3 protein-coding genes are annotated in these 2900 nt (G+C 72.5%); 2 read left to right on the top strand and 1 reads right to left on the bottom strand.

Going from position 1 to position 2900, the window contains the following annotated elements:
• Positions 1-84: 84 nt before the first annotated feature.
• Positions 85-1815: an urease subunit alpha gene (locus NBX02_RS05750; protein ID WP_250287199.1), complete on the top strand. Its 1731-nt coding sequence runs from the start codon at positions 85-87 to the stop codon at positions 1813-1815.
• A gap of 39 nt (positions 1816-1854) precedes the next feature.
• Here the strand turns inward: NBX02_RS05750 and NBX02_RS05745 are convergent, their stop codons facing one another.
• Positions 1855-2205: a hypothetical protein gene (locus NBX02_RS05745; RefSeq protein WP_250287196.1), complete on the bottom strand. Its 351-nt coding sequence runs from the start codon at positions 2203-2205 to the stop codon at positions 1855-1857.
• 181 nt (positions 2206-2386) lie between these two features.
• Here NBX02_RS05745 and NBX02_RS05740 point away from each other — a divergent pair.
• Positions 2387-2900 (top strand): urease accessory UreF family protein (locus NBX02_RS05740; RefSeq protein ID WP_445548284.1); only part of this gene is annotated, 514 nt, incomplete at its 3' end.

The following is a 2900-nucleotide window of genomic DNA, read 5'->3' as shown; positions in this document are numbered from 1 at the left end:
CGGTACGCCAACCGGCCCGGCGGGCGACGCTCCCGGCCCGCCAGACGACGCCCCCGGCCCGCCGGGCCGGCGTGGGGCGCGCCCGTGAGCCGCCGCCTCGACCGGGCCCGCTACGCCGACCTGTACGGGCCGACCGTCGGTGACCGCATCCGCCTCGCTGACACCGACCTGTTCATCGAGGTCACCGAGGACCGCAGCCGCGGGCCCGCCGGCGCCGGCACCGGCGACGAGGCGGTGTTCGGCGGCGGCAAGGTGATCCGGGAGTCCATGGGGCAGGCCCGGGCGTCGCGCGCCGAAGGTACCCCGGACCTGGTCATCACCGGCGCGGTCGTCCTCGACCACTGGGGTGTCGTCAAGGCCGACGTCGGCATCCGCGACGGGCGGATCGTCGCGCTCGGCAAGGCCGGCAACCCCGACATCATGGACGGCGTCCACCCCGGCCTGGTCATCGGCCCGGGCACGGAGATCCTCGCCGGCAACGGGAAGATCCTCACCGCGGGGGCGGTGGACTGCCACGTCCACCTGATCTGCCCGCAGCAGGTCCCCGAAGCCCTCGGCGCCGGCATCACCACCCTGATCGGCGGCGGGACCGGCCCGGCCGAGGGCACCAGGGCCACCACCGTCACCCCCGGGCCGTGGAACCTCGCCCGGATGCTGTCCGCGATGGACGCGCTGCCGGTCAACGTCGTCCTGCTCGGCAAGGGCAACACCGTCGGTGAGGATGCCCTGTGGGAGCAGCTGCGCGGCGGCGCCGCCGGCTTCAAGCTGCACGAGGACTGGGGCTCCACCCCGGCGGCGATCGACGCCTGCCTGCGGGTCGCGGACGCCTCCGGGGTGCAGGTCGCGCTGCACTCCGACACCCTCAACGAGGCCGGTTTCGTCGAGGACACCCTGGCCGCGATCGCCGGCCGGGCCATCCACGCCTACCACACCGAGGGTGCCGGCGGCGGGCACGCCCCGGACATCATCACTGTGGCCGCGGCGGCGAACGTCCTGCCGAGCTCGACGAACCCGACCCGCCCGCACACCGTCAACACCCTCGACGAACACCTCGACATGCTCATGGTCTGCCACCATCTGAACCCGACCGTGCCCGAGGACCTGGCCTTCGCCGAGAGCCGCATCCGGCCGTCCACGATCGCCGCCGAGGACGTCCTGCACGACCTCGGCGCCATCTCGATGATCGGCTCGGACTCGCAGGCCATGGGACGCATCGGCGAGGTCGTCCTGCGCACCTGGCAGACCGCGCACGTGATGAAGGTCAGGCGCGGCGCCCTGCCCGGGGACGGGCGCGCCGACAACGCCCGCGCCCGCCGGTACGTCGCCAAGTACACGATCTGCCCGGCCGTCGCGCACGGCCTGGACGCCGAGATCGGCTCGGTGGAGCCGGGCAAGCTCGCCGACCTGGTGCTCTACGACCCGGCGTTCTTCGGCGTCCGGCCGGCCGTCGTCATCAAGGGCGGTTTCGTGGCCTGGGCGGCGATGGGCGACGCGAACGCCTCCATCCCCACCCCACAGCCGGTGCTGCCGCGTCCGATGTGGGGGGCGGCGGCGGGCCCGGCCGCGGCGTCGTCACTGTCGTTCGTCGCCCCCGCCGCCCTCGACGCCGGCCTGCCGGCGCGCCTCGGCCTGGCCAAGCCGATGGCCGCGACCGCCGACGTCCGCCGCCGCGGCAAGGCGGACCTGCCCGAGAACACCGCCACCCCCGACATCCACGTCGACCCGGAAACATTCACCGTCACCATCGACGGCGACACAATAGAACCCGCCCCGGTAGCCGAACTCCCCATGGCCCAGCGCTACTTCCTCTTCTGATTCCTCTCCCGGTTCTGAGCCCTGTTCCGGCTTCGAGCATCAGCTCCGGCCACGCCCATCCCGCCGACGCCCCCGCCGCGCCGCACCGTCCGCGCTGCCTGGAGCTACAGTCGAAGTCAGGCCGTCGCCGCCGCCTGTGCCATCGCTCATGCCACCCAGCAGACGCACGAACCTCGCGGTTTCTTCCTGGTCCTCGACGGTGTCGAGCGCACCCCGCTCGGCGGCGAGCCGGTCGAGCATGTCGCCGAGCGCCCGGTGCCGGCAATCTCGTACCGGTCCGTTCCGGATGCCCATGTTGATCTGAACAGACAGATTCTCGCCCGCCGTCTCGAACGCCGAGACGAGGTCGACATCAAGGGTGTCTGAAACCCTGCGTTTTACCTGCGTCACGCCCAGATACTACCGCTGTCGTACGCTTCTTCGGGTCTGATTTCTGCGGCGGAAGACGCGGCTCGGCGCGGACATGTTGTGCCCCGCAGAACGCACTACGGGAGTCTGGCGGTCACAGTCGTTCGCTGTTGACGACTGTCGGGAGATCGCCGTCGGGAGATCGCTGTTGGGAGGACGCCTGATGGTGGACGCGAGCCGGGCGGCGTTGTTGCTGTTGGCGGACGGGCGGCTGCCGGCGGGTGGTCATGCGCACTCCGGCGGGATCGAGGCCGCGACCGTCGACGGCAGCGTCACCGACCTCGCCGGCCTCAAACGCTTCCTGCGCGGCCGGCTGGCCACGACCGGCCTGGTCTCCGCCGCCTTCGCCGCCGCCGCCTGCCGGCTGACCCGCAGCCCGCATACGGACGGGAACCTCCCGATCACTGTTTCGGGACGGCTATCGGCCGCGCCACCCCAGCCGTTGTCAGACCGGCCGTCGTCAGACCGGCCGTATCCGGAGGAGATCGCTACTTCCGCTTCCTCCGATACCGACGCCGCCGGTGGCGTCACGACGCCGACCAGGGCGATCATCGAACTGGACGTCGAGCTGGACGCGCGGACGCCGTCGCCGGCGCAGCGTTCCGCCAGCCGCGCACAGGGCCGGGCGCTGCTGCGGGCGGGCCGCGCCGCCTGGCCGGGGCTGTCCTGCCCGGTCC

The organism is Protofrankia sp. CiP1_Cm_nod1 (assembly GCF_920888515.1).
GTDB lineage: Bacteria > Actinomycetota > Actinomycetes > Frankiales > Frankiaceae > Protofrankia.
The sequence above is the reverse complement of the archived record's forward strand: the minus strand, read 5'-3'. Positions and strand labels throughout refer to the sequence as shown.